The organism is Phaeobacter sp. JH20_29 (assembly GCF_048056175.1).
In the GTDB taxonomy this organism is placed as follows: Bacteria; Pseudomonadota; Alphaproteobacteria; order Rhodobacterales; family Rhodobacteraceae; genus Phaeobacter; species Phaeobacter bryozoorum.
Map to the genome: position 1 here is coordinate 164,361 of NZ_JAYMWO010000018.1, position 22,463 is coordinate 186,823.

Genomic DNA, 22,463 nt, shown 5'->3' on the forward strand with positions numbered 1-22,463 from the left:
CAGGGACGCGCTGGAGGGCGGGGGCTGCGTGTTTCAGCGGGGCCGGAGCCGCTGAGGCTGCGATGCGCCGTTGACCCTGCGCCGGGGCTTGCATAGGAAGAACCCCGGATTTGCTGCCCCCATAGGGAAGAAACATGACCGACACCAAAGGCGCTCCGCGCTCGTTCCAAGAGATCATTCTGCGGCTTCAGACGTACTGGGCCTCCAAAGGCTGTGCCATTATGCAGCCCTACGACATGGAAGTCGGCGCGGGCACCTTTCACCCCGCGACCACGCTGCGCGCGCTGGGCAGCAAGGCCTGGGCGGCCGCCTATGTGCAGCCGTCGCGCCGTCCGACCGATGGCCGCTATGGTGAGAACCCGAACCGGTTGCAGCACTACTACCAGTATCAGGTGCTGATCAAACCCTCGCCGCCGAACCTGCAGGAGCTGTATCTGGGCAGCCTCGAGGCGATCGGCGTCGATATGGACATGCACGACATTCGTTTTGTCGAGGACGACTGGGAAAGCCCGACGCTTGGCGCCTGGGGCCTGGGCTGGGAGGTCTGGTGCGACGGTATGGAAGTCAGCCAGTTCACCTATTTCCAGCAGGTCGGCGGCTACGATTGTCACCCGGTATCGGGCGAGCTGACCTATGGTCTGGAACGTCTGGCGATGTATATTCTGGGCGTCGATCACGTGATGGACATGCCGTTCAACGACCCGGACGCGCTGATCCCGCTGAGCTATGGCGATGTGTTCAAGCAGACCGAGGAAGAATACGCCCGCTGGAACTTTGACGTGGCCAATACCGAGGTGCTGCTGCGCCATTTCGAGGAGGCCGAGGCCGAATGCGCCGCGATCCTCGCGCAGGAGCATATCGACCCCAAGACCGGCAAACGCATCATCATGGCCCATCCGGCCTATGACCAGTGCATCAAGGCCAGCCATGTCTTTAACCTGCTCGATGCGCGCGGCGTCATTTCCGTCACCGAGCGGCAGGCCTATATCGGCCGGGTGCGCGCGCTGGCCAAGCAATGCGCCGATGCCTTTGTGCAGACCGAAGCCGGCGGTCACGCGGCGTAACTCGAGGCTGATTGCCAATAGGAGTCCACGGTATGGGCAAGTTCCTTTCGCTGATCCTGATTTGCTCCGGCCTCGCGGCTGGGGCGGCGATGTATTACCTGCAGGTCTACGGCTTTTACGAGGATGTCGAGCTGCAGCCGGGCAAGGACGTGATGCTGACGCCGCTTGGTGGTGGCGCGGCGCTGCCGATCCGCTACAGTGGCTTTGAGGCGATCGACGCGGAGAGTTCTCCCATTCGCTATCGCGCCTGTTTCGCTACCGATCTGAAACCCGAAGAGCTGGCGCAACTGTTTGTGCTGTCGGATCAGAAAGAGCCGCGCAATGCGCCGGGCTGGTTTGACTGTTTTGATGCCGAAGCCATTGGTCAGGCGCTGGCCGAGGGACGCGCCGAGAGCTTTCTGTCGGTCAAGAATATCTCTTACGGGGTGGACCGCATCGTAGCGATCACCGACGCAGGGCGCGGCTATGTCTGGCATGAGCTGAACGATTGCGGCCAGAAAGCCTATGACGGCACGGTTGTGGGCGAGGAATGCCCGCCCCGGCCAGAGGCGGTCGGAGGCGAATGATGCTTGCCTTTCTGAAGAGTACCGCCCCTCTGGGGCGGCGCAATAGCGCCACCCCGCGGGACGGCGCAGCCCTTCGTTCAGAAGCGGCTCCGTTCCGTCAACACGTATTTTCCGCGCCGCGCGCGGCCATCCGTAAGGACATCTGATGCCTGATCTTCTGATTGAACTGTTTTCCGAGGAAATTCCGGCCCGTATGCAGGCGCGTGCGGCGGAGGATCTGAAAAAGCGCGTGACCGATGGTCTGGTCGAAGCGGGGCTGACCTATGCCGGTGCCCATGCGCTATCGACGCCGCGCCGTCTGACGCTGGCGCTTGAGGGGCTGCTGGAGCACTCCCCGACAGTGCGCGAGGAGCGCAAGGGGCCGAAAGTGGGCGCGCCGGACAAGGCCATCGAAGGCTTCCTGCGCGGTGCGGGCCTCACACGCGAGCAGCTGGAAGAGCGCGACACCCCGAAGGGCGCAGTCTATTTTGCGCTGATCGAAAAGCCGGGGCGCCCGGCGGCAGAGATCATTGCAGAGGTGCTGGAAGACACCATCCGCAATTTCCCCTGGCCGAAGTCCATGCGCTGGGGATCGGGCGCCCTGCGCTGGGTGCGCCCGCTGCATTCGATCCTCTGTCTCCTGTCCAAGGAGGATGGCGCCGAGGTTGTGCCGCTGGATATCGACGGAATTGCATCGGGCAAGACCACATTTGGCCACCGTTTCATGGCGCCGGATCAGATCACCGTATCCAGCTTTGACGATTATGCCGCCAAGCTGAAGCGGGCGCATGTGGTGCTGGATCCGGCCGAGCGGGAAGCGGCCATCTGGCAGGAGGCCACCAATCAGGCCTTTGCCAGCGGGTTGGAGGTTGTCGAGGACAAGGGTCTTCTGGCCGAGGTCGCTGGTCTGGTGGAATGGCCGGTGGTGCTGATGGGCGCCATCGACGATGAATTCCTGGCGCTGCCGCCGGAGGTCTTGCAGACCTCGATGAAGGAACATCAGAAGTTTTTCTCGGTGCGCAATCCGAAGACCGGGCGGATCGAGAAATTCATCACCGTCGCCAACCGCGAGACCGCCGACAATGGCGCGACCATCCTGGCGGGCAACCAAAAAGTTCTGTCAGCACGGCTGGCGGATGCGAAGTTCTTCTGGGAGAATGATCTGCGCACGGTGACCGAGCAGGGGTTTGAGCCCTGGGTTGCGAAGCTGGGCAATGTGACCTTCCACAACAAGCTGGGCACGCAGGCGGCGCGGATTGACCGTATTGCCGCGCTGGCCCGCGAGATCGCGCCGGTTGTCGGCGCCGATGCCGATCTGGCAGAGCAGGCCGCACGGGTGGCAAAGGCCGATCTGAGTTCCGAAATGGTCTATGAGTTCCCGGAATTGCAGGGCCTGATGGGGCGCTACTACGCGGAGGCGGCTGGCCTGCCGCAAGAGGTGGCCAATGCCTGCGAGGCGCATTATTCGCCGCTTGGCCCGTCGGATGATGTGCCATCCGAGCCGGTCTCGGTTGCCGTGGCGCTGGCCGATAAACTGGACACGCTGACCGGGTTCTGGGCGATTGATGAAAAGCCCACCGGGTCAAAAGACCCCTTTGCTCTGCGCCGTGCCGCGCTGGGGGTGATCCGGCTGGTGCTGGACAATGATGTGCGGATGCGGCTGGACGGCGCAATTGATGCCCATCTGCTGCGCCATGAAATGGCCCAGAACGGTGGTGACCCGGTTGCTACGGGGCTGATGCAGGACATGCTGAACGAGATCGCCGATCACGGTGTCTTTGGTTCTGCCGTGCGCACGGTGCTGGATGCCTTTGACGGGGATCTGCCCAAACATATCGAGCGGCTGAAGACGCAGCTGCCGGATGTGTCGCGTGACCTCCTCTCCTTCTTCCACGACCGGCTCAAGGTGTTCCTGCGTGATCAGGGCATCCGTCATGACGTGATCGACGCCTGCATCGCGATGGAGGGCAACGATGACCTCACGCTGCTGGTGAAACGCGCCCGTGCGCTGGAGGAGTTCATGGCCTCCGAGGATGGCGAGAACCTGTTGCAGGGCTTCAAACGGGCCAACAATATCCTGGCGCAGGCCGAGGAGAAGGATGGCGTAGAATATTCCTACGGCGCGGATAAGAAATTCGCCGAGGATGACAGCGAAGTGGCCCTGTTCGATGCGCTTGCGCAGAGCGAGGGGGCGATCTCTTCGGCCATCGAGGCCGAAGATTTCGCGGCTGCAATGGGCAGCATGGCCGCATTGCGCGCCCCGGTGGATGCGTTTTTTGAAGCGGTGCAGGTCAATTCCGACAATGAGGTGGTGCGCCGCAACCGCCTGAACCTGCTGAGCCAGATCCGCAAGGTCTGCGGGCAGGTCGCCGATCTGACCCGGATCGAGGGCTGAGCCCCGCAGGGCCGTGATCTGACCGCGCAGTCCGGGCAGTCCGGGCAGGCAAAACAACGAGAAACCGGGGTGATCGCAGGGTCGTCCCGGTTTTCTCCTTTTGGTCCACGTGCTTTTCCTTGCGGGAATGGACGACAGGGCTATGCTGCATAGCAAAGGAAAGGCGCCGCAGTGCAGAAAAATGATCGAGACATGGCTCGTACCCCACAGGATGAGACGCCGGATTCCGTGCTGATCACGCCGGTGGCACCCATTGCCAATCACACCCATGGCGGGCGGGCGAAATGCCTGCAACGTCTGGTGCGGTTGGATCTGCCGGTGCCGCGCACCGTGGCGCTGTCGTTTCAGGCGGTGCACGGGATCGCCCAGGGCGAGATGCCCGATATGGCGGCGATTGTTGACGCCTTTCCGTCGGATGCGCTGCTCTGTGTGCGCCCGTCGTCACAGGATCCCGATTGGGGCGGCCCCGGTGCGATCCTCAACATCGGCATGAATGATGCGCGCTATGTCGACCTTTGCGACAGTCTTGGGCGCGACGGGGCGGCGGCCTTGTATCTGCGGTTTGTGCAGTCTTATGCGGTGCATGTGGCGCGGCTGGACCCGGATGTCTTTGACGATGTGGAGGATGGTGGGCCTGATGCGCTGAGCGAGGTTCTGCACGCCTATGAGGCGGAGACCGATGAGCCGTTTCCACAGGATCCGGCGGAGCAGCTGGCGGCGGTGTTGCGGTCGATGGCGCGGGCCTGGGAAGGCACCTCGGCCCGGCTGTTGCGGCAGGCCAAGGGCGCGCCTGCGGATGCCGGGCTGGGTCTGGTGGTGCAGGAGATGGTGCCGGGCTTTGGTCAGGGCGAATGCGGTTCGGGTGTGTTGCAGCTGGTCAATACCAAGACAGGTGAGCCGCAGATCACCGGGCGGTACCTGAGCCAGAGCCAGGGGCGCGATGCGCTGGGGGCGGGGGCCGAGGCGCTGTATCTGGAGCGTGACCCGCGCGGGCCATCGCTGGAGGAATCGGCGCCCGAGGCCTTTGCCGATCTGAAATCCCATGCCCGGCTGATGCGACAGCGTCTGCGCGAAGAGATGCAGGTTGAATTTGTGATCGTGAGCGGCGCGGTGCATATCCTGGACGGGGTGCGGGTCACCCGGTCGGCACAGGCGGCGGTGCGGATCGCGGTGGCGCTGGCCGAGGATGGCATTATCCCGCGGCAGGAAGCGGTGATGCGGGTCGACGCGCATATTCTGACCGAGCTGCTGCACCGGCAGGTGGCGCCGGGGGCGACCCGTGATGTGATCGGAAAGGGCATTGCCGCCAGCCCCGGTGCCGCCACCGGGCGGCTGGTGTTTACCGCTGCGGAGGCGCAGGCCAGTGCGGCGCGCGGTGAGCCCTGCATTCTGGTGCGGCGCGAAACGTCGCCCGAGGATGTGCGGGGTATGCACGCGGCGGTCGGGGTGCTGACGGAGCGCGGCGGGATCACCAGCCATGCGGCGGTGATCGGTCGCGGTCTCGGGCTGCCATGTATCGTCGGGGCCTCTAACCTGAAGTTCCACAGTCGGCGCAAGCAGCTGGTGGCCCAGGGCGACCGGGTGTTCAGCCGTGGCGATATCATCACCATCGACGGCAGCAGTGGCGAGGTGCTGGCGGGCGAGCCGGAGATGCTGGAGGCGGCGGAGGACGGCGCCTTTCAGACCCTTCTCACCTGGGCCGATGAGGTGCGCGATATCGACATCCGCGCCAATGCCGACACGCCGGAGGATGCCGAGACCGCGCGCAAGTTCAACGCGCAGGGGATCGGCCTGTGCCGGACCGAGCATATGTTCTTTGATCCCGGCCGGTTGACGGTGATGCGGGAGATGATCTTTGCCGAGACCTCGGAGGGGCGGGCTGCGGTGCTGGCGCGGTTGCTGCCGATGCAGCGGGAGGATTTCTTTGCGCTGTTTCGCATCATGGAAGGGCTGCCGGTCTGTATTCGGCTGTTCGACCCGCCGCTGCATGAATTCCTGCCGACCTCCAAAACCGGGCAGCGGGAGCTTTCGGAAGCCTTGGGTATCCCGGTGAGCGATGTGACCCGCCGGGTCGAGGAGATGGAGGAATACAACCCGATGCTGGGCCTGCGCGGCGTGCGGCTGGGGGTGACGGTGCCGGAAATCTACGACATGCAGGCACGGGCGATTTTCGAGGCCACTCTGGATGCCTCCAAGGAGGGCGATCCGGTGGTGCCGGAGATCATGATCCCGCTGGTCTCGGCCAAACGTGAGGTGGAGCTGGTGAAGGCGCGCATTGATGCCGTCGCGCTGGCGGTGAAGGCCGAGCGTGGCGAGGATTTCACCTATCGTCTGGGGGTCATGGTGGAGACCCCGCGTGCGGCCCTGCGCGCGGGTGAGATTTCGCCGCATACCTCGTTCCTCAGCTTCGGGACCAACGACCTTACCCAGATGACCTATGGCATGTCGCGGGACGATGCGGGGCGGTTTATGTCGGCCTATGTCAATCAGGGCGTCTTTCCAGAGGATCCGTTCCACGTGCTGGATACAGACGGGGTCGGCGAGCTGCTGAAACTGGGGGTTCAGCGGGGCCGTGCAGAGAACCCGCAGATCACGCTGTCGATCTGTGGCGAGCATGGCGGCAACCCCGAATCGATTGCGTTCTGTCGCGAAGCCGGGTTCGATTACGTCTCCTGTTCCCCGTTTCGGGTGCCCGTTGCACGGCTTGCTGCCGCGCAATTGGCGATTTCCAGCCAAACCGGAGATTCACCACGCGAATCTCTAAAATCGTAAAGAAAACAAGGGGCTTTCGCAGGGGTAGCAGAAAGCAGCGGATTGGCGCTTAACCAAGGGGCAGCGGGGTGCGCTGTCCCGTCGCTGGACGTTTGGAGGGATTTCCACTAGGAGGTGCGATCGCGTGACGTTGGGATGGCCGTGCGCGATCTGTCTAGTGGGGATGCCCTTATGAAGATTCTGACTGTAGCTGCCGTGTTTGCTGCCGCCTTGGCAGCGGCCAAAGATGTATATGCGGATTCCGGTTTGGACGCGCTGTTCGAACGTGAGCAATCCACCCTGAACGCCGTGCCGACCGGGCGTTTGAACAATTTCTTCAACTTCAACCGCTCGGCCAAGAAGGCCAAGGCGACCGAAGTGAAATTCACCAAGGCATGGCTGGACACCATTCCGGCCGCCAAGGGGGGCGAGAATTTTGCCTGCCTGGCCGAAGCGCTGTACTTCGAGGCGCGCGGTGAAACCGTGAAGGGCCAGTTCGCCGTCGCCGAGGTGATTATGAACCGCGTGAAATCCTCGCAGTTCCCTGACAGCCTGTGCGGCGTGATCAACCAGGGGACCGGGCGCAAGTATCAGTGCCAGTTCACCTACACCTGCGACGGCCACAAGGAAGTGATCCGCGAGAAAACCGCATTTGAGCGGGTCTCCAAAGTGGCCCGTCTGGTGATGGATGGGGCGATCACCGGGATCACCGATGGCGCGACCTATTACCATACCACAGCGGTGCGTCCGCGCTGGAGCAAGAGCTTCACCAAGACCGCGCGGATCGGCGTCCATCTCTTTTACCGCGATGATCGTTTTCGGACTGCGCTCAACAACTAAGGCGTGTCAGGGGGCGGGTGCTTGCCGTGGTTGAAACCCTGGCAGCGCCGTTTTCGGCCACTGGTATGGCGCATGAAGGCCTGTTATGCGGGCGCGGCATGTTTATGCTGGAACCTCACCGCCAGATAGCCAGTTCAGGGGCTCGACCGTCATGTCTTCAGAAATTCGTCTCGCATTTGCGCATCCTTCCGAACGGTCGGAGGCCACTGCAGCGCGCGGACCGCTGGATCGGATTTCGCTCAGGGATCACATCGTCGAGGTGGAAATCGGCGCCTTTCAGGCAGAACGCGGAACCACCCAGCGCATCTGCTTCAATGTGGTTGTCGAAGTTGCGCCGCTGCCTGCGGATCTGGATGATGATGTCGACCGCATCCTGTCGTATGACCGGGTGACAGAGGCGATTGCGCGTGAGCTGTCCGAAGAACGTCTGAACCTGCTGGAAACCCTGGCGGAGCGCGTGGCCGAGCGGATCCTGCTGGAACCGCAGGCCGTGCGGGCCTTTGTGCGGATTGAGAAACTGGATCGCGGGCCGGGGGCGCTGGGTGTGGAAATCGTGCGCGCCCGCAATCAGGTCGCGACCGGTGTCGACAGTGAAGAGCGCCCGCATCCGCGGCTGATGTATTTGTCCAACCGCGCCATCGACAGTGACCACCTGACCGGCTGGATCGACCAGATGCAGTGTCGCAAGCGTCCGTTGATCCTCTGTGTTGGGGCGCATGAGCTGGCCACGCCGCAGACCGGTCACAAATGGACCCAGCGCCGGATTGATCTGCTGGCAATTGAACAGAACGCCTGGCGGCTCGCGGCAAAGGATGATCGCTGTGTCGTCGTTTCGACGCGAACGGAGCTGGACTGGGCCATGAAAAACGGGCAGATTTGCGTCTGGGCTCCGTCAAAAATCGTTTTGGATGCGGTAGATGGCCCTTCGGCGGCGCCCTCTGACGCGGTGGCGCTGGCTGCCTGGTTCGCCGCCACATTCGAGGCCGGCGAGATGATCGTGATTGGCGCCGCACTGCCTGGCAATCCGGGGGTGCCGCTGCGCGCCGTGGATGTGGAGCAGACCCAACTGTGAGTTATTACCGACCGCTGGTACAACACGGGGACAATCGCCCCGAGGGGGCGTTGTCGCTGATCAGTGGCGGGCTCTGGTTTACCCAGGTGGAAGTGCTGGAGCGCGGCGCGCCACCGCGGCTGATGCCTGCCGGTCTGTTGCCCGAGGATGTGCGCCACCGGCTGACGGCGCGGCGGGCAACGATTGCCGGGCTGGATATGACGCAGCCGCAGATCATGGGCATCCTGAATGTGACCCCTGACAGTTTCTCGGATGGCGGGCAGCATGATGAGGTCAGCGCCGCCTGCGCGGCGGCTTTGCAGATGGTTGCCGATGGGGCAAGCATCATCGACGTTGGCGGAGAATCCACCCGCCCCGGTGCCGCGCTGGTCCCCGAAGATGAGGAGATCCGCCGCACCGCTCCGGTGATTGAAGCGATCCGCGCCCGTTCGCAGGTGCCGATCTCCATTGATACGCGCAAGGCGGTCGTTCTGGCCGAGGCGCTGGATGCCGGAGCGAGCCTGACCAACGACGTGTCGGGATTTACCTTTGATCCGGCTCTGGCACCCTTGACTGCGCAGGCCGGGGTTCCTGCTTGTATCATGCACGCCCAGGGCGACCCGGCGACGATGCAGGAAGATCCGACCTATGAGAACGTCCTGCTGGATGTCTATGATTTCCTGAAGGGGCAGATCGACCGGCTGGAAGATATCGGGGTGGTGCGCGAGCAGATCGTGGTTGATCCGGGCATCGGGTTTGGCAAGACGCTGGACCACAATCTGACCCTGTTGCGCAATCTCAGCCTGTTCCATGGGTTGGGGTGTCCAATCCTGCTGGGGGTGTCGCGCAAGGGCTTTATCGGCAAGCTGGGCCATGAGCCGGATGCTGCCGCCCGCGCGCCGGGCTCTATCGCGGTAGGGCTTGCAGCCCTGGCCCAAGGCGTGCAATTCCTGCGGGTGCATGATGTTGCCGAGACGGCGCAGGCGGTTCGCCTGTGGCAGGCCGTCCGATAAGACCCGACCGAAAGGGCTGATATGCGCAAGTTTTTTGGCACGGATGGCGTGCGTGGCACGGCCAATATCCATCCTATGACAGCGGACATGGCGCTGCGCATTGGCGCGGCTGTCGGCCGGTATTTCCGCCGCGACGCCTCCGGGGTGCACCGTGTGGTGATTGGCAAGGACACCCGCCTGTCGGGCTACATGTTCGAAAGCGCGCTGACCGCGGGGCTGACGTCGACCGGTATGAATGTGCTGCTGCTTGGCCCGGTGCCGACACCGGCAGTGGGGCTGATGACGCGCTCGATGCGCGCCGATCTTGGCGTGATGATCTCGGCCAGCCACAATCCGGCGGCGGATAATGGGATCAAGTTCTTTGGACCGGATGGTTTCAAACTGTCCGATACCGTCGAAATGGAACTGGAAGCTCTGATCGAGGCCGGTGTCGAACCCGCGCAGGCGCAGAATATCGGGCGTGCGAAACGGATTGATGACGCACGGTTCCGCTACGGTGAGCGGGTCAAAAGCTCGCTGCCCCGCGATATCCGGCTGGACGGGCTGAAGGTGGTGATTGATTGCGCCAATGGGGCTGCCCACCGGGCTGCGCCGGAAATCCTGTGGGAGCTGGGCGCCGATGTGATACCGGTGGGTGTTTCACCCGATGGCACCAATATCAACCGCGATTGTGGCTCTACTCATCCGGGGACCGCGGCGGAGACCGTTGTGGCCCATGGCGCCCATGTGGGGATCTGTCTTGACGGGGATGCCGACCGGGTGATCCTGATCGACGAGACCGGAAAAGTGGCGGATGGCGATCAGCTGATGGCGCTGCTGGCGACCCGCTGGGCCGAGGATGACCTTCTGTCCGGCAAGGCTCTGGTGGCGACGGTGATGTCCAATCTGGGGCTTGAGCGGCACCTCGACGCGCGCGGGATCGGGCTTGAGCGGACGGCAGTTGGTGATCGCTATGTCGTGGAACGGATGCGCGAAGGCGGCTTCAACCTCGGCGGCGAGCAGTCCGGCCATATTGTCATGTCGGATTACGCGACCACCGGGGACGGGCTGATGGCAGGGCTGCATTTTCTTGCGGAGATGATCCGCTCCGACAGCCCGGCATCGCAGCTGGCGCAGCAGTTCACCCCGGTGCCGCAGCTGCTGAAGAATGTCCGATTTGCCGCCGGGCAGACACCGCTGGAAACAGATCAGGTGCAGAGCGCGATCCAGAGCGCCGAAGCCTCTCTTGCGGGGCAGGGACGTCTGCTGATCCGCAAGTCAGGCACCGAACCGCTGGTTAGGGTCATGGCCGAATGCGAAGATGCTGCCGTGCTGAGAGAGGCGGTGAATAGCGTGGTTGCTGCGGTTGAGGCGGCTGTGGCTGAATAGTCCGGTCGTCGGACATGCCCTGTGACAGGGCTTGTGACATTACAGGGCTTGTGACAGGCCGATGGACAGCTGAGATGGACCCGCTACCCGCTACCCGTGACGGGTTTTGCCTTGTCTCAGGGCCGCAGCTTGCGCGGGGAGCCAAACAATCGCCGCAACGCACCGAACTGGCTGATGCCCAGACCGCCGAGGATCAGGGCCATCGCCAGCAGCATGGAGGGCGGAAGTTCCTCGCCCAGAAATATGGCCCCCAGAACCACCGCCCAGACCGGAACCTGATAGTTGGTCAGTGTCATGAAGGTGGGGCCTGCTTCACGAACGACAATGACCCGCAGCAGATTGGCAGCGGCGGTGGGGATCAGGCCCAGAACCGCTGCAATGCCCAGGGTTTGCATGTCCGGGATCACCGGTGGTCCCTCCAGCAGCCAGGCCGCAGGCAGGGTCACGGCAGAACCGATGATGAGCAGGATGGCGGCCAGCCCCAGCGGATCCACTGGCGGCAGGCGCCGGGTCAGGATGGAGCTGACCGAATAGCAGGCGGCGGCGGACAGGCAGGCGGCCCGGCCATAGCCCTCCAATGCGGCGCCGGTGCTCTGAAACGCCTTGCTGCCGATTAGGACCGCGACCCCGACAAAGCCGATGGAAAACCCGATCAGGCGGCGCAGGGTCATCTGCTCTCCCGGCACAAAGACATGCGCCAAGGGCAGCACCATCAGCGGAATCGCCGCCATGCTGACGCCGGTAAATCCAGAGGAGACATGCTGCTGGCCCCATGAAATCAGCATGAAGGGCAGCGCGGTGCTGAGGGCGCCGATGATCACCAGCGATGGCCAGTTGGTCTCATCCTTGAACAGCCTGAACCCGCGCAGACCCCAGATCGCGGTCAGCAGCAAAGCTGCAAACCCGATGCGGCTGGCCGCGAGCCAGAACGGCGTCGTGCCCGTCAGGGCCAGCTTGATCAGCAGGAATGTCCCACCCCAGACAAAGCCCAGGGTGGCGATCATCAGCCAGTAGCGCGGAGCGATATCGGGCATCGCGATCTCCCTTTGTGGTGTCGCGCGACAAGACCCCGACGGAGTGGCCGGGTCAATCGCAATTGCTTTGCCCGCTATCGAACGATTTGCGGTTCAGGCCATGCGCGGGCGGCGGCTGCGGCTGAGGAGGAGGCCGCCGAGGATCAGCGCCAGCGCGGCAAACAGCTGCGGTGGCAGGGTTTCCCCCAGCAGCGCCGCACCAAAGATCACCGACCAGACCGGCACCTGATAGTTCACGGTGGACAGGAATGCCGGGCCTGCGCTGCGGGCGACCTGCACCAGCAGCACTTGGGCGAGCGCGGTGGGCAAGAGGCCGAGGTAGATCACGGCGCCCAGTGGCAGGGGGGCGGGCAGCTCTGGCAGCCCTTCGACCCAAAGCGCGGCCGGCACCATCATTGTGGCTCCGCACAGGAGGGTTGCTGCCGAGAGCGAGAGCATATTCACCTGTGGGCAGAGCCGGGTGATGATCGCACCGATGGCATAACAGAGCGAGGCCCCAAGGCAGGCGAGGCGGGCCAGCGATTCAAAATCCGTTCCGGCAGAGCGGAGGGCGTCGAGCCCGATCAGCAGCACCACGCCGGCAAAGCCGATCAGGAAGCTGATGCTGCGGCGCAGGGTCATATGCTCGCCCGGCACCAGAAAATGCGCCAGCGGCAGCACAAACAGCGGTACCACCGCCATGCAGACCCCGGCAAAGCCGCTGGCCACAAAAGTCTGCCCCCAGCTAAGCAGGGTGAAGGGCAGCGCATTGGTAAAGAGCCCCATGCCAGCCGCGCAGGTCCAGATGATGCGGCCGTCGCGGTTGCGCAGGGTGGGCAGGCCGATTCCCATGGCGTAGACAGCCGCCAGCAGACAGGCGGCACCGATGGAGATCCTGAGCGCGGCAATGGTCAGCGGCGCAAAGCCCCTGAGCGCCAGTGACACCGCCATGAAGGAGGCGCCCCAGATCACACCTAGGAACAACAGCTTGGCCCAATTGGCGGCACCGGGGGAGTCTGGCATCGGATCACCTCAGTGAAATAAATGAAAAAGGGCGCCCCAAACAGGAGCGCCCCGGAGAGCTAGGGTGTGCGAGCAGTCTCGCGGGCGCCTTAGTTCTTCTCTTTGTCGACCATCTTGCCTGCGGAAATCCAAGGCATCATGTCGCGCAGCTTGCCGCCGACCACTTCGATCTGGTGCTCGTCGTTGGCACGACGCGACGCTTTGATGGTGGGCTGGCCCACAGCGTTTTCCAGCATGAAGTCGCGCACGAATTTGCCCTGCTGGATGTCTGTCAGCACGTCCTTCATGGCTTTTTTGGTCTGCTCGTAGGGCAGGATGCGCGGGCCGGTGACATACTGGCCGTATTCCGCGGTGTTGGAGATCGAGTAATCCATGTTGGCAATGCCGCCTTCATAGATCAGGTCAACGATCAGCTTGGTTTCGTGCAGGCACTCGAAATAGGCCATCTCAGGTGCGTAACCGGCTTCGACCAGAGTTTCGAACCCGCAACGGATCAGCTCGACGATGCCGCCGCAGAGAACCGCCTGCTCGCCGAACAGGTCGGTTTCGCATTCTTCGCGGAAGTTGGTCTCGATGATGCCGGAGCGGCCGCCACCAATGGCGGAGCAATAGGACAGGCCGATTTCCAGCGCTTTGCCGGTGGCGTCGGTGTCAACAGCCACCAGGCAGGGCACGCCGCCGCCTTTGGTGTATTCACCGCGCACGGTGTGGCCGGGGCCTTTGGGGGCCATCATGATGACGTCGACGCCTTCTTTCGGCTCGATCAGGCCGAAGTGCACGTTCAGGCCGTGGGCAAACGCGATCGCGGCACCCGGACGGATGTTGTCGTGGACGTATTTCTTGTAGGTTTCTGCCTGCAGTTCGTCGGGCATGGTGAACATGATCACGTCACACCAGGCCGCCGCTTCTGCGATACCCATCACCTGCAGGCCTTCGCCTTCGGCTTTCTTCGCGGAAGGGGAGCCTTCGCGCAGGGCGACGACAAGGTTCTTGGCGCCGCTGTCGCGCAGGTTCAGCGCGTGGGCGTGGCCCTGAGAGCCATAGCCCAGGATGGCCACTTTCTTGTCCTTGATCAGGTTAACGTCGCAATCGCGGTCATAGTATACACGCATGATCATCGTCCTTTTGGTTCGTGTTTGGATGCAGCATAGGCATGTTTTCAATAAAGGAGAGGCGTATCTGGCGCGAAAATCTGCAAATTATTGCAATGGTCATTCGTGTTCTATGCAATTATGATGAAAATCATGCTTGATGACTTGGACCGACGCATACTTCGCCATCTTCAGGCGGACCCAGAACAATCGCTGCCTGATCTGGGGGATCGCCTTGGCCTCACCGCCTCACGCCTGTCGCGGCGGCTGGAGAAGCTGCGCGAGACCGGCGTGGTCCTTGGGCAGCGGGCGGTGATCGACTGGCGTGCGCTTGGCTATGAGGTGGAGGTTTCGCTGCGGATCACGCTGGACAAGACCAATCCCCGCGCCTTTGATGAATTCATCCCCGCCGCGCGTGAGATCCCGGAGGTGCTGGAAATCCAGACCTTCCTCGGCCAGGTCGATGTACGGCTCTCGGTGATTGCGCGGGACATGGCACATTATCAGGGGATTTACCGCAGCCAGATCCTGATCCTGCCGCATATCACCGACATCGAGGCGCTGATGCATGTGGCACGCATCAAATCGGACGAGGCACTGCCGATATGATGGCGCTGGATGACATCGACCACGCGCTGCTGCGCGCATTGGGACGGGATGCCACGCAATCGGCCGGCGCCTTGGGGCGCGAACTGGGGCTGAGCCAGCCCGCAACCTGGCGCCGCATCCGCCGCCTGCAGGAGACGGGGATCATCCGGGGCCGCAAGCTGGATCTTGATGCCGGCAAGCTGGGCTTTGGTGTGACGGTCTTTCTGGGGCTCAAACTGGCCACCAAGGGGCGCGTCTCGCTTGAGGATTTCGAACGTGCGGTGACTGCCATCCCGGAGGTGCAGACGGTCGAACATGTGCTGGGCATGTATGACTATCGCCTGCGGGTGACGGCGCGCGACATTGCTGATTTTGAACGCGTGCTGCGGCGCCGGATCATGACCCTGCCGGGGGTGGGCAATGTGGATGCCAATGTGCTCTTGAGCGAAGAGCGTCGGCCCGGCCCGCTCGGCTAGACGCCGCCGTCGCCCGGATGCGACAGCCCTGTCATCTTTCCCCAAATACTCTCGCCGAAGGCACCGGTCCCCGCAGGGGGCCGGATCCCTATTTTACCCCAAGCCCCATCTGCATCAGGGTCTTGCGTACGGGGGCCATGGAATAGAGCGCATTCAGACCAAACGCGCGCAAATCGCGCAGCGGGCGAGGCGACAGCATCGAGGTCCGGTTCAATAGGTCGATCCCCTTCACCCGCATCAGAATGTCGCCATGGCGGGCCTTGTGATAGCTCTCGAGCATCCTGGCGTCGCCTAGGGCCTCGGGCCGGGTCTGTGCCAGATCCAGCAGCACCCGCAGATCTCCCAGCGACATATTCAGGCCCTGGGCGCCGATTGGTGGCACCACATGGGCGGCTTCGGCCATCAGGGCAAGGCGTTCGCCCGACATGCGGGCGGCAGACTGGCTGATGATCGGCCAGATGCTGCGGCGTGAGGCCAGCCGCAGCTCTCCCAGCACACCGCAGCTGCGCCGGTTCATCTCGATTTCGAACGGGGCCTGATCCATCCGCTGCAATGCCTCGGCTCTTGGGCCGCGTTCCATCCAGACAATCGCGGAGGAGGGTCGACCGTCGTGATCGGGCAGCGGCACCAGAGTGAAGGGGCCGCCGGAGCGGTGAATTTCGGTCGAGACATTCTGATGGGGCAGGTCGTGGGTCACGGCGAAGGCCAGCGCCTTCTGTCCGTAACGGGTGGTCCGCACAGGGATGCCCGCTGCCCGCCGCATCGGGCTGTCGCGCCCGTCACAGGCGAGCACAAGACGGGCCGTGACCCGGGTGCCATCGCTCAGGGTGACCTGGGCGGAGTCCGTGCGCGTGAACAGGCCGGTGGTGCCCAGACCCGCACGGAAATCCACCGTCTCCAGATCGTCCAGACGTGCCAAAAGTTCCCGGCGCAGGAGCCAGTTGGGCAGGTTCCAGCCAAATGGCTGATCGGAGATATCGGCGGATTTGAAATCCTTGGTGACACGGGCCACCGGCTCTGCCCCGCCAGCGTCGATGATCCGCATGATGTCCAGCGGCGCGGCGTGGGCGTCGAGCCGGGTCCAGATCCCGGCGTCCTGCAACAGCGCCTTTGCCGGTTGCAGTATTGCGGTGGTTCGCAGATCGGCACCGGCCTCGTCGCGCAGTGTTACGGGCGCGGTCGGGTCGACGCAGATCACCCGGAACCCGGCGGCGCCAAAGGTTGCGGCGGCGGTGAGCCCGGCGATACCGCCACCCGAAATCAGAATGTCACAGCTGTCAGTCATCAGACCTGCCTTTCATCACTGGTCCTGAGATAGGCCGCTGGCAGCTGGAATGACAAGCGACATACTGTCCTTATGCCGGGCCTTTTTCGGGGTTCAATTGGCGCCGCGCCCCTAGCCACGGGTGATCATCACCAAGACGACAAACATGATGCCGGTCTTGGCGACCGCAGGGAGGAACAGCGCGGGCAGGCCCCAGATCGCAACAGCGAGGCCCCAGAGCAGAACATAAAGGAGGATAGCCAGAAGCGCCTTTGTGGCGCCACTGTTATGGCTGTCGGCAGGCACGGGAGCCGCGGCCGGGGCTGCGGTCACAGTGGCGTGGTGCTGGCTGTGGTCGAACGTCAGGTCATTCATCGGGCGGGCATCCTTGGCTGTGGCGGAGTGCGCAGCCTGATGGCGGAAGGGCCGGGCCTGCGCGGAAAAGATACCTGCCATATAGAGGTTATCAGTCCCGGAAAAAGTCGGGTGCGGCGGCGCGCCACGGGGGTGCGACAGGATGCGCAGGCCGGGGCCACCTTACGCTGTCCGCAGGCGGCTACAGCAGCCCGAGAAACCCGGTCAGATCATCCGTGTGGTGGTGAATATGCGCGCCGGTCGCCGCGGTTGGTGCCACATGCACCGTACGCATCCCCAGATCATGCGGCGCCTGCAGATTGCGCGGATCGTCCTCAAACATCGCAGCTTTTGTCGGGTCGATCTTTGCCTTGGCAAAGATGATGTCAAAGGCCTGACGTTCGGGTTTGGGGCGGTAATTGGCATGTTCGACCCCGTAGATCTCGTCAAAGCAGCCCTCAAGACCCCGCGCCGCCAGCACCCGCTCGGCATAGGGGGCGGTGCCATTGGTATAGATGATCCGCTTGCCCGGCAGATCCCGGATCCGTTCGGCCAGCAGGCTGTCCGGCTCCAGATGATCGAAATTGATGTCGTGGACCTCGATCAGGAACGGGTCCGGGTCCAGATCGTGATGGGCCATCAGCCCGGCAAGGGTGGTGCCATGTTCGCGCCAGTAGTCATCTCGCAGCTTATTGGCCATCTGCTGGTCGACGCCAAGCGCGGTCATGACGTAGTCCGTCATCTTGACCTCGATCTGATCGAACAGCCGGGCGGAGGGGTGATAGAGGGTGTTGTCGAGATCGAACACCCAGTGGCGGACGTGAGAAAAAGATTGCGATACCATGGCCTGTGACCTAGGTCGCCCGCCGCATGATTGCAACTGTCGCCATGCGCCGGTGCACTACATCGCCGTGGCGTCTTCGGGTCGATCCGAGGGGCTGATTTTAACTGCGTGGTCGGGGCGGGGTTGATTGCACGGCGGCCGGACCTGTAGACATCGGGGGTCAACAACCCAAGGATCGACATGAACCTGACCCGCAGCACCAGCCAGACCGACGCTTACGCGCTGATCCTTGAAGCCATCGATGTCGGGGTTTACCGGCCCGGAGACCGTCTGGTCGAGAGCGACCTTGCCGAACGGTTCGGTGTCTCGCGCACGCCCATCCGCGAGGCGTTGCAGCGGCTGGAGACCCAATCGCTGCTGGAGCGCGATGGCCGGTCGCTGATTGTTGCCTCGCTGGATCACAACCAGATGGCGGAGCTATATGTGGTGCGGCGCGAACTGGAAGGGCTGGCGGCCAGCCTTGCGGCGCGGCACGCTACCGAGGAGGAGGTCCGGGTGTTGCAGGAGATGGTCGCCTCTGACGATGCCTTTGTGGACAATCCGACGGAGCTTGCGAAGGCCAACCGCCGGTTTCACGAGCAGATCCATCTGGCGTCACATAACCGGTATCTGGTGCAGCAGCTGAACCTGGTCCACCGCACGATGGCGCTGATGGCGACCACCTCGCTGGCGGCGGAGGGGCGGGGCCGGATTGCGCAGGCCGAACATAAGACCATCGTGAACGCGATCGAGCGTCGCGATGAAGAGGCGGCGGGGCGGGCGCTGAAGGATCATATTTCTGTCGCCTTCATGACCCGGCTGAAACAGGACGCGGGCGATCGCAGCAAGGGCTAGGTGCCACCGGTCGGGAGCCTCGGGGCGAGCGGCTTGCGAGCCTTCGCAGGTTGGCCGTGCGCGGTCTTGTCCCAGAAGAACGGTTTGAAAATCAGCTCGTAGAGCGCCTTGTAGACGGCAATCACACCCATCGGAAAATAGAGCATCATGCCGGGCGCCCAAATCGCCAGCGATCGCCGACCGCTGGCAAAGGCCGCTGTAACGGCGATGATGATGCCAAGGAGTTCAAAGAAAACCAGGGCGGCAGCGGCCAGATAGGGCGCGCCTGCGGGCAGCAGCGGGGCGCTGGGATGGCCAAGGCCGAGGGTGATCAGCCAGAAGGTCCAGAGGCAGGGCGCCAGCAGGAACTGGCCAACGGTGCCGAGGAAGAAAGCCTGAAGGCCGAGGAACTGGCGCCAGCCCAATTGCCGCGCCAGCACAGCGGGGCGGCGCATATGCACCAGATAGGTGACCATGAACCCCTTCAGCCAGCGCGAGCGTTGCTTGATCCAGGGCCATGCGCGGCAGTTGGCCTCCTCATAGGTGGTGGTGGGCAGCATTTCCGTGCGATAGCCAAGGCGGCTGAGGCGGACGCCAAGATCGGCATCCTCGGTCACGTTATGGGCGTCCCAGCCGCCCAGCTGTTCCAGGATGTCACGGCGGATAAACAGCGTGGTGCCACCCAGCGGAACCACCAGCCCAAGGCGGGCGATGCCCGGCAGTACGATGCGGAACCAGCTGGCGTATTCGAGGGTGAAGCAGCGCGAGATCCAGTTCTGATCCGGGTTGTAGTAGTCGAGCGCGCCTTGCAGGCAGGCCAGATCGTTATCGCCCTGCGCAAAGGCACGTGCGACCTTTTCCAACTGGTCGGGATCCGGGGCATCTTCGGCATCCCAAACACCGATAATTTCCCCCCGGCAGTAGTTCAGCGCGTAGTTCATCGCCCGTGGCTTGGTGGTCAGGCCGCCGTGGGCGGGCACTTCGATCACGCGGAACCAATCGGGTAAATCGGCGCAATGGATGGCGTTGCGGGTGACCTCGTCGTCTTCTTCGAGGACCAGCAGTACTTCGAGCAGGCTGCGCGGGTAGGTGAGTTTGCACAGGCGTCGCAGGAGGGCGCGGCCGATTTCGGCCTCTTTGTAGAGCGGGACAAGGATCGACATGCGCGGCAGGCGCCGTCCCGTGGCCGCCAGCTGTAGAGGGCCTGCGCTGGGCGGCTGCTTTGGTAGAGGCTGCGTGCTCTCGTGCAGACGTCGCCGCCGCCGGTCCTGCAAATGGGATACGAAACCTGCACATTTCAGCAGAATGAACAGCAAGAGCGTAAAGAGCGCCAACCCGCAGAGTAGGGTGAAAACCAGCCTTGGCCGGGTCGCGGTCAGGCCAAGGCCGGCGAGTCCCGTCAGCAGCGGCAGGCCTAGCCAGTTCGGCTGGCGCAAAGTGCGGCAGCTATAGCGCAGCGGTACAGAGGCGCTGGCGTCGCGGGCAAGATCCTCGCGGAAATGACTGCTGAGCAGTTCGGTGATCTGCGCTTCGCTTGCGATCACCGGTCGCACATCGCCAAAGCTTTCTGCAAGGTCGCGCTGCACCTCGGCAAAGGCGGCTGGATGCGCTATCGCGACGATCACAGTCTGCCCCAGTTGCATGTATGGCAGCGCACAGCGACGCAGCCAGAACCGGGCGGGTTTGCGCGCGAGCAGACGCGCCTGGGGGCGATGACCGCCCAGATCAACCCGTGGCATCCCGTGCTGGGACGACAGCGCATCCAGAACCTGCTCCTGACTGGCCCACCCTTCGGAAACAAGGATCTGATCAATCGGAGCGCGCTGATGCTGACGCAGAACCAGCGCCCGCATCAGGTGATCCTTGCTGACGGCGTGATCTTCCACCAGCCGCCGTTCAAAGGAGGTCTGGCGTTCGCGCCGAATGAGGGGTCGTGCCGCCTCTAGGAATTTGAGGTTGTGTTCAACCATGACAGCACAGTTTATGCGGTCATGGATTCGAGCAAGAGGTTTTTACAGGGGCGTCTTTATCAAGCCCTTGTTTTCCATGGCAAAAGCTTGCCATGGAACCGTGTTTTTTGCGTAGGCTTATCTCAGCCCCGCTGAATTTACGCAGATTTGCGCGCAGCCATAGCCTCGGCGAAGCGCTCGAACAGGTAGAAACTGTCCTGCGGGCCGGGGCTTGCTTCGGGGTGGTGCTGCACCGAATAGACCGGACGATCGGAGATGCGAATGCCACAGTTGGAGCCGTCGAACAGCGACACATGCGTCTCTTCGACACCGTCAGGCAGGCTCTGCCCGTCGACGGCAAACCCGTGGTTCATCGATGTGATCTCAACTTTGCCGGTGGCGTTTTCCTTCACCGGGTGGTTGGCGCCGTGGTGGCCGTGGTTCATTTTGACGGTCTTGCCGCCAAGCGCCAGTGCCAGCATCTGGTGGCCGAGGCAGATCCCGAACATCGGCAGATCCGTGGTGTCGAGGATCTGCTGGATCATCGGCACGGCATAAACGCCAGTGGCGGCGGGATCACCGGGACCATTGGAGAGGAAGACACCATCGGGGTTATGGGCCAGCACCTCATCAGCGGTGGCAGAGGCCGGCAGGACGGTCACGTCACAACCCGCCGATGCGAGGCAGCGCAGGATATTGCGCTTGGCACCGTAGTCGATGGCGACAACCTTGTGCTTGGGGTCTTCCTGACGGGTATAGCCCTCGGGCCAGGCCCACCGCATTTCGTCCCAGCGATAGCTTTGCGCGCAGGTAACGTCCTTGGCCAGGTCGCGCCCTTCAAGGCCCGACCATTCGCGGGCCTTGGCGATCAGTGCTTCGATGTCGAAATTGCCGTCGGGATCATGGGCCAGGGCCACATGCGGGGCGCCCTGCTGGCGGATCGCACGGGTCAGGCGGCGGGTGTCAACGCCGCCGATGGCGATACGTCCGGTGCGGGTGAGCCAGGTTTTCAGCTCTTCGGTGGCGCGCCAGTTGGAGGATTGTGTCGGATCCCATTTCACCACCATGCCTGCGGCGACGGGATCGGCGGTTTCGTCATCCTCGGGGGTGACGCCGGTGTTGCCGATGTGAGGGAAGGTGAAGGTCACGATCTGCCCCGCGTAGGAGGGGTCGGTCATGATTTCCTGATAGCCGGTCATGGCCGTGTTGAAGCAGAGCTCTGCCACGGTTTCGCCGGTGGCACCAAAGCCGTTTCCATAAAAGATGGTGCCATCAGCCAGTGCCAAACATGCGGTGGGCTTGGGTGGGACGGTATCGGCCATGGCGCGACTCTCCAATATGGGCAAAATTCACGGGTATCTAAGGGGTGTGCGCCAAGCCGTCAAGCCTCCGTCGCTGCGATCTGGGCCTGTTTGCGGGGCGAGGCCGGCACCATCTAACGGTGTTTGGGTGCCCCAACGTCATTTGTCTGGCCCCAACTTGAACTTGACTACCACTTTAGGTAAAGATCCGGTTTCCGACTCCGTGGGAATGGACAGATAAATGGATACGCGAACTCGGGTCAATATGGCCCTGAAACAGGCCATGAAGGACCGCGCAGCTGCCCGACTGGCAACCTTGCGTCTGATCAATGCCGCGATCAAGGACCGTGAAATTGCCGACCGGGTCGATGGTGAAGGGGGCGGAATTGGCGATGCAGAGATCCTCGCCATTCTGGGCAAGATGACCAAGCAGCGCAACGAAAGCGCACGCGCCTACGAGGAAGGCGGACGGCTGGACCTGGCCGAACGCGAGCTGGGTGAGATCGCTATCATTGAGGAATTCCTCCCCAAACAGCTGAGCGACGACGAAATCGCCGAGGCGGTCAAGGCGGCGGTTGCTGATACTGGTGCGCAGTCGATCCGTGACATGGGCAAGGTGATGGGCGCCCTGAAGGGCAAATACACCGGCCAGATGGATTTCGGCAAAGTCGGCCCCCTGGTGAAGGATCAGCTCTGCCACAGCGGCGACTGCTGACGCTG

20 protein-coding genes are annotated in these 22,463 nt (G+C 63.1%); 12 read left to right on the forward strand and 8 right to left on the reverse strand.

Features of this window, described 5'->3' with window-relative positions; genetic code table 11:
- Positions 1-134: 134 nt before the first annotated feature.
- From VWZ85_RS15720 to glmM, 8 genes are all read left to right on the forward strand, one after another.
- A complete protein-coding gene (locus VWZ85_RS15720; protein ID WP_340544678.1) occupies positions 135-1,064 on the forward strand; it encodes a glycine--tRNA ligase subunit alpha in 930 nt (309 codons plus the stop codon).
- Positions 1,065-1,096: 32 nt separating this feature from the next.
- Positions 1,097-1,630, forward strand: coding sequence for a DUF6446 family protein (locus tag VWZ85_RS15725; RefSeq protein WP_340544679.1), 534 nt, complete (start codon positions 1,097-1,099; stop codon positions 1,628-1,630).
- Positions 1,631-1,775: 145 nt separating this feature from the next.
- Positions 1,776-4,004, forward strand: a complete 2,229-nt coding sequence (gene glyS, locus VWZ85_RS15730; protein ID WP_416589005.1) for a glycine--tRNA ligase subunit beta — start codon at positions 1,776-1,778, stop codon at positions 4,002-4,004.
- A gap of 192 nt (positions 4,005-4,196) precedes the next feature.
- Positions 4,197-6,776, forward strand: coding sequence for a putative PEP-binding protein (locus tag VWZ85_RS15735; protein WP_416589007.1), 2,580 nt, complete (start codon positions 4,197-4,199; stop codon positions 6,774-6,776).
- 135 nt (positions 6,777-6,911) lie between these two features.
- The gene (locus VWZ85_RS15740) at positions 6,912-7,595 is read left to right on the forward strand and encodes a cell wall hydrolase (protein WP_340546285.1); all 684 of its coding nucleotides are present in this window, start codon (positions 6,912-6,914) and stop codon (positions 7,593-7,595) included.
- Between the two features lie 151 nt (positions 7,596-7,746).
- Positions 7,747-8,667 carry a dihydroneopterin aldolase gene (locus tag VWZ85_RS15745; protein WP_340544682.1) on the forward strand — a complete coding sequence of 307 codons (921 nt, stop codon included), beginning with the start codon at positions 7,747-7,749 and terminating at the stop codon, positions 8,665-8,667.
- Positions 8,664-9,659 (forward strand): dihydropteroate synthase, encoded by a 996-nt coding sequence (gene folP / locus VWZ85_RS15750; RefSeq protein WP_416543181.1) that lies wholly within the window; start codon positions 8,664-8,666, stop codon positions 9,657-9,659. Before VWZ85_RS15745 ends, folP begins: the two co-directional genes overlap by 4 nt.
- Positions 9,660-9,680: 21 nt before the next feature.
- Positions 9,681-11,027 carry a phosphoglucosamine mutase gene (gene glmM / locus VWZ85_RS15755; protein WP_416535785.1) on the forward strand — a complete coding sequence of 449 codons (1,347 nt, stop codon included), beginning with the start codon at positions 9,681-9,683 and terminating at the stop codon, positions 11,025-11,027.
- Between the two features lie 116 nt (positions 11,028-11,143).
- Here glmM and VWZ85_RS15760 read toward each other — a convergent pair whose 3' ends face one another.
- From VWZ85_RS15760 to ilvC, 3 genes are all read right to left on the reverse strand, one after another.
- Entirely contained in the window at positions 11,144-12,061 is a 918-nt protein-coding gene (locus tag VWZ85_RS15760) for a DMT family transporter (RefSeq protein ID WP_416589008.1), read from the reverse strand.
- Positions 12,062-12,154: 93 nt separating this feature from the next.
- Complete coding sequence (locus VWZ85_RS15765) at positions 12,155-13,063, reverse strand: DMT family transporter (RefSeq protein WP_416589011.1); 909 nt, start codon at positions 13,061-13,063, stop codon at positions 12,155-12,157.
- A gap of 89 nt (positions 13,064-13,152) precedes the next feature.
- Entirely contained in the window at positions 13,153-14,175 is a 1,023-nt protein-coding gene (gene ilvC, locus VWZ85_RS15770) for a ketol-acid reductoisomerase (RefSeq protein ID WP_340544688.1), read from the reverse strand.
- A 132-nt stretch (positions 14,176-14,307) separates the two neighbouring features.
- On the opposite strand from ilvC, the gene VWZ85_RS15775 reads away from it, so the two are divergent.
- Entirely contained in the window at positions 14,308-14,763 is a 456-nt protein-coding gene (locus VWZ85_RS15775; protein ID WP_416589013.1) for an Lrp/AsnC family transcriptional regulator, read from the forward strand.
- On the forward strand, positions 14,760-15,218 hold the full coding sequence (locus VWZ85_RS15780) for an Lrp/AsnC family transcriptional regulator (RefSeq protein ID WP_340544690.1): 459 nt from the start codon (positions 14,760-14,762) through the stop codon (positions 15,216-15,218). The genes VWZ85_RS15775 and VWZ85_RS15780 overlap by 4 nt, the downstream gene beginning before the upstream one ends.
- Before the next feature lie 88 nt (positions 15,219-15,306).
- Here the strand turns inward: VWZ85_RS15780 and VWZ85_RS15785 are convergent, their stop codons facing one another.
- The 3 genes from VWZ85_RS15785 to VWZ85_RS15795 all read right to left on the reverse strand — a co-directional run bounded on the left by VWZ85_RS15785 (position 15,307) and on the right by VWZ85_RS15795 (position 17,680).
- Entirely contained in the window at positions 15,307-16,503 is a 1,197-nt protein-coding gene (locus VWZ85_RS15785; RefSeq protein ID WP_340544692.1) for a UbiH/UbiF family hydroxylase, read from the reverse strand.
- Positions 16,504-16,614: 111 nt separating this feature from the next.
- Positions 16,615-16,857, reverse strand: a complete 243-nt coding sequence (locus VWZ85_RS15790) for a hypothetical protein (protein WP_416595504.1) — start codon at positions 16,855-16,857, stop codon at positions 16,615-16,617.
- Positions 16,858-17,038: 181 nt separating this feature from the next.
- Positions 17,039-17,680, reverse strand: a complete 642-nt coding sequence (locus VWZ85_RS15795) for a pyrimidine 5'-nucleotidase (protein ID WP_340544694.1) — start codon at positions 17,678-17,680, stop codon at positions 17,039-17,041.
- A gap of 180 nt (positions 17,681-17,860) precedes the next feature.
- Here VWZ85_RS15795 and VWZ85_RS15800 point away from each other — a divergent pair, with 180 nt between their 5' ends.
- Complete coding sequence (locus tag VWZ85_RS15800; RefSeq protein WP_340544695.1) at positions 17,861-18,514, forward strand: GntR family transcriptional regulator; 654 nt, start codon at positions 17,861-17,863, stop codon at positions 18,512-18,514.
- Here the strand turns inward: VWZ85_RS15800 and VWZ85_RS15805 are convergent.
- Both VWZ85_RS15805 and carA read right to left on the reverse strand, forming a co-directional pair.
- Entirely contained in the window at positions 18,511-20,463 is a 1,953-nt protein-coding gene (locus VWZ85_RS15805) for a glycosyltransferase (protein WP_416589017.1), read from the reverse strand. The genes VWZ85_RS15800 and VWZ85_RS15805 overlap by 4 nt on opposite strands.
- A gap of 137 nt (positions 20,464-20,600) precedes the next feature.
- The gene (gene carA / locus VWZ85_RS15810) at positions 20,601-21,764 is read right to left on the reverse strand and encodes a glutamine-hydrolyzing carbamoyl-phosphate synthase small subunit (RefSeq protein WP_260087337.1); all 1,164 of its coding nucleotides are present in this window, start codon (positions 21,762-21,764) and stop codon (positions 20,601-20,603) included.
- 220 nt (positions 21,765-21,984) lie between these two features.
- Between carA and VWZ85_RS15815 the strand changes: the two genes are divergently transcribed.
- Positions 21,985-22,458 carry a GatB/YqeY domain-containing protein gene (locus VWZ85_RS15815; protein ID WP_260087338.1) on the forward strand — a complete coding sequence of 158 codons (474 nt, stop codon included), beginning with the start codon at positions 21,985-21,987 and terminating at the stop codon, positions 22,456-22,458.
- Positions 22,459-22,463: the final 5 nt, after the last annotated feature.

Coding starts and splice junctions, on each gene's coding strand:
- VWZ85_RS15720 (WP_340544678.1), top strand. CDS start 135: ATGACCGACACCAAAGGCGCTCCGCGCTCGTTCCAAGAGATCATTCTG.
- VWZ85_RS15725 (WP_340544679.1), top strand. CDS start 1,097: ATGGGCAAGTTCCTTTCGCTGATCCTGATTTGCTCCGGCCTCGCGGCT.
- glyS (WP_416589005.1), top strand. CDS start 1,776: ATGCCTGATCTTCTGATTGAACTGTTTTCCGAGGAAATTCCGGCCCGT.
- VWZ85_RS15735 (WP_416589007.1), top strand. CDS start 4,197: ATGGCTCGTACCCCACAGGATGAGACGCCGGATTCCGTGCTGATCACG.
- VWZ85_RS15740 (WP_340546285.1), top strand. CDS start 6,912: ATGGCCGTGCGCGATCTGTCTAGTGGGGATGCCCTTATGAAGATTCTG.
- VWZ85_RS15745 (WP_340544682.1), top strand. CDS start 7,747: ATGTCTTCAGAAATTCGTCTCGCATTTGCGCATCCTTCCGAACGGTCG.
- glmM (WP_416535785.1), top strand. CDS start 9,681: ATGCGCAAGTTTTTTGGCACGGATGGCGTGCGTGGCACGGCCAATATC.
- VWZ85_RS15760 (WP_416589008.1), bottom strand. CDS start 12,061: ATGCCCGATATCGCTCCGCGCTACTGGCTGATGATCGCCACCCTGGGC.
- VWZ85_RS15765 (WP_416589011.1), bottom strand. CDS start 13,063: ATGCCAGACTCCCCCGGTGCCGCCAATTGGGCCAAGCTGTTGTTCCTA.
- ilvC (WP_340544688.1), bottom strand. CDS start 14,175: ATGCGTGTATACTATGACCGCGATTGCGACGTTAACCTGATCAAGGAC.
- VWZ85_RS15775 (WP_416589013.1), top strand. CDS start 14,308: ATGCTTGATGACTTGGACCGACGCATACTTCGCCATCTTCAGGCGGAC.
- VWZ85_RS15780 (WP_340544690.1), top strand. CDS start 14,760: ATGATGGCGCTGGATGACATCGACCACGCGCTGCTGCGCGCATTGGGA.
- VWZ85_RS15785 (WP_340544692.1), bottom strand. CDS start 16,503: ATGACTGACAGCTGTGACATTCTGATTTCGGGTGGCGGTATCGCCGGG.
- VWZ85_RS15790 (WP_416595504.1), bottom strand. CDS start 16,857: ATGAATGACCTGACGTTCGACCACAGCCAGCACCACGCCACTGTGACC.
- VWZ85_RS15795 (WP_340544694.1), bottom strand. CDS start 17,680: ATGGTATCGCAATCTTTTTCTCACGTCCGCCACTGGGTGTTCGATCTC.
- VWZ85_RS15800 (WP_340544695.1), top strand. CDS start 17,861: ATGAACCTGACCCGCAGCACCAGCCAGACCGACGCTTACGCGCTGATC.
- VWZ85_RS15805 (WP_416589017.1), bottom strand. CDS start 20,463: ATGGTTGAACACAACCTCAAATTCCTAGAGGCGGCACGACCCCTCATT.
- carA (WP_260087337.1), bottom strand. CDS start 21,764: ATGGCCGATACCGTCCCACCCAAGCCCACCGCATGTTTGGCACTGGCT.
- VWZ85_RS15815 (WP_260087338.1), top strand. CDS start 21,985: ATGGATACGCGAACTCGGGTCAATATGGCCCTGAAACAGGCCATGAAG.